Genomic DNA, 3,159 nt, shown 5'->3' on the forward strand with positions numbered 1-3,159 from the left:
GCCGGGCGGGCGGCTGTGGCAGTTCCGCTGCCGCGGCGCGGCGCTGGCGGTCGAGCCGAGCCTGTGGATCGACGCCGCCGGTCGCCCGCGCGAGACACACCAGCTGGTGATGACGGGCGAGGCCCCGGCGGGCGGGGCAAGCGTGAGCTGGGCGTTCAAGCGGGCGCGCTAGGGTCGTACTCGATCGACGTCGCTCACCCCACCCGTCGCCGCTCCCTCTCTCGATGGGAGAGGGAAGGGGCCTTCCAGACGCGGTCGGGTGGGGAGGGTAGGGGTGACCAGAGGCGATTGGAACAACGCCGATCCTTCGCCCTTGCGGGAGAAGGTAGCGCGAAGCGCCGGTTGAGGGGTGCGCGCGCCCGCCGCGCTGATCGAGATCTGGAGCCGGCTGGAGAGGAAGAAGTCAGCATGACTCGGCCTTGTGCCGGGGATCCACCGCGTCCGCGGGACGCGCCCACGCCGGTGGCGAGGTGGCTGCAGGACGAGCCCAGCATGACGATGCTCAGCTGTTCACCGACAGCACCAGCTTGGGATCGGGCAGGTCTTCCGGCTGGTGCCCCTCGATCGGCAGCACCGCCGTGCCGATCGCGAAGAACTCGATGACGTGCGTCGACCAGCCGTGCGAGCCCTCGTGCAGGTCGGCGCCGACCACGCCCTCCGCGCCGGCGCGCGTCGCCTCCAGCTGCATCCGCTCCATCGCGATCTCGCGCGCCTCGTACAGCGCGACGGAGAAGTTGGTCAGCTCCACGTTGCGCCCGATCGATCCCATGGACGCGAACATGCCGCGCCGGGCGACGTGGTACACGCAACTGCCCATCACCATCTCCAGCGGCCGGTAGCCCGCCTGCAGCAGCGTCCAGAAATCCTGACCCGACAGAGCGGAGGTGAACGGCTCGCCCCGGGGTCCCTTGAACCCCTGATGCCCCGTCGCGTGGACGATGCCCGTGCCGATCGCGACGAACTCCAGCACCTTGTCGTCCCATTCCATGCGCTTCACGGTCAGGCGCACGCCGACGATCCCGTCCGCGCCCATCTGCGCCGCCTCGTGGCGCATCCGCTCCATCGCCAGCGCGCGCGCCTCGTACATCGCGGTCGACAGCACATCGAGCTCCACCGACGCGGACCAGCCCGCCATCTGGAAGCCCAGGTGATAGATGCACGAGCCGACGCACAGCCCGATCGGCTCGAACCCCGCCTTGCGCACCAGCAGGAACTCGTTGACCGAGAAGTCGCTCGTGAACACGCCATCGGGATGCCCCGCGCGGCGCAGCCCCGCCAGCCGCGCCAGCGCGTGTTCGGGCACCGGCCCAACCTTGGCCATCGTCGTGTCGGCCATCAGATCGCCCCCTCCTCGTCCATCTCGCCGTCATAGACGCCATGCCGGTGCTCGGCGGTGTTGTGGAGCGGCGACAGCGCGTCGCGCATGTCCACCACCTGCTCGATCGCATGCGGCACCGGTGCCCGCGCCTTGGTATCCACCACCGTCCCCACGACGATGTGCCGGCCCAGGTACATGGGCGGCTGCTTGTCGCGCTCCTGGCGGATCAGCTGCCCGAACTGCGTGTGCGCGAGCACGCCGTTGCCCTGCCGCGCGGCGGCCTGGCGCAGGTCGCGGTGCGCGTCGCGGCGGATCGCGTTCCAGAAATCCATCAGCTCGGTCAGCGGCTGGTTGCCCGCGAACATGCCCGTCGCGTTCTGCGTGCGCCGGAGCGCGCCCGCGTCGCCCCAGCTGTTCCAGTTGCTGCCCAGCCATTCGTAGCGCGCGCCGACCGCCAGCCCCACGGGCACGATGTCCGCCTCCAGCAGCCGCACAAACTCCAGCGCCGGCACCGTCGCGATCACCGGATGCGGGGAGGGCGGCAGGCCGTCCATCGTCACCGCCGTGCCGATCAGCGTGAAGTCCATCGAGGCGCCGATCCGGTGGCGCAGCGTGCGCATCCGCACGTCCACCACCGCGTTGGCGCCCGCCGCCGCCGCCTCCAGCCCGATCCGGTGCAGCGCGTCGTGCCAGCCCTGCGCATGCCCCTCCGTCCAGCTCTGCCCATAGTGGAACCAGCAGGTGCCCGACACCGTCGCTACCGGGCGCAGGCCGTGCGTGCGCGACAGCAGCAGCTCGGCCGGCGTCATCGTCGCCACCCACGCGCCGCGCCCGGCGGCGGCGCCCGCCAGCCGCTCGGTCACGAACGGGGGCAGCCCGTCATGCTCCAGCGCCACCGTCCAGGCGGCGGTGCGCGCGGCGTGATCGACCTGCGACAGCGGCTGCGTTTCCATGACGGCGTCAGCTTGGCGCAACCGAACGCGAAACGCCAGCGTTCGGGGAAGATGAGCAAGCGTATCGTCATCACCGGGGGGTCGAGCGGCATCGGCGCCGCCACGGCCGAGGCCTTCGCCAGGACGGGCGCGCGTTTGTTCCTCGCCGCGCGGGGTCTCGACGGGCTGGAAGCGGTGGCCGAGCGCTGCCGCGCGGCGGGCGGCGAAGCTCATGTGTTCGCCGCCGACGTCACCGATACCGGGCAGGTCGCGGCGCTCGCCCGCGCGGCGAACGAGACGCTCGGCGGCATCGACCTGTGGTTCAGCGACGTCGGCATCGGCGCGGTCGGCAAGTTCGGCGAGACACCGATGGCCGCGCACCGACAGGTGATCGAGGCGAACCTGATCGGCCACATGAACGACGCGCACGCGGTGCTGCCGATCTTTCTCGCTCAGCGCCACGGCATCTTCGTCAACATGATCTCGGCCGGCGGCTTCGTCGCGACGCCGTTCGCGGCCGCCTATGCCGCGAGCAAGTTCGGGCTGCGCGGGCTCAGCCAGGCGCTGCGCGGCGAGCTGTCGCTCCATCCGCGCATCCACATCTGCGACGTGTACCCGACCTTCGTCGACACGCCCGGGCTCGATCACGCGGGCAACTATACGGGCAAGGCGCTCACCACCCCGCCCGGCACGCTCGCGCCGGAGACGGTGGCCGCCGCCGTCGTCCGCCTCGCCGATCATCCGCGCAACACCACGGTGGTGGGCGCGCCCGCGCCGCTGTTCGGCCTCGCGCAGGCGCTGGTGCCGAACCTGTCGGCGGCGATCATCAACGGCTTCTTCGCCACCTATTTCGCGCGCGCCGCCACCGTGCCGGCCACCGACGGCGCGCTGCACCAGCCGGGCAGCCCG

4 protein-coding genes are annotated in these 3,159 nt (G+C 71.5%); 2 read left to right on the forward strand and 2 right to left on the reverse strand.

All coding sequences use genetic code 11. The features are described from left to right. Positions 1-172 (forward strand): heparinase II/III domain-containing protein (locus tag HUU95_RS12190; protein ID WP_174280349.1); only part of this gene is annotated, 172 nt, incomplete at its 5' end. 330 nt (positions 173-502) lie between these two features. On the opposite strand, the gene HUU95_RS12195 is transcribed toward HUU95_RS12190, so the two are convergent. Beyond that, entirely contained in the window at positions 503-1,336 is an 834-nt protein-coding gene (locus HUU95_RS12195; RefSeq protein ID WP_174280350.1) for a heavy metal-binding domain-containing protein, read from the reverse strand. After that, entirely contained in the window at positions 1,336-2,271 is a 936-nt protein-coding gene (locus tag HUU95_RS12200; RefSeq protein ID WP_174280351.1) for a heavy metal-binding domain-containing protein, read from the reverse strand. The genes HUU95_RS12195 and HUU95_RS12200 overlap by 1 nt, the downstream gene beginning before the upstream one ends. 51 nt (positions 2,272-2,322) lie before the next feature. Here HUU95_RS12200 and HUU95_RS12205 point away from each other — a divergent pair. After that, positions 2,323-3,159: SDR family oxidoreductase (locus tag HUU95_RS12205; RefSeq protein ID WP_217429835.1), on the forward strand; the 837-nt coding region annotated here is incomplete at its 3' end.

The organism is Sphingomonas bacterium, from assembly GCF_903643065.1.
Lineage (GTDB): Bacteria > Pseudomonadota > Alphaproteobacteria > Sphingomonadales > Sphingomonadaceae > Sphingomonas.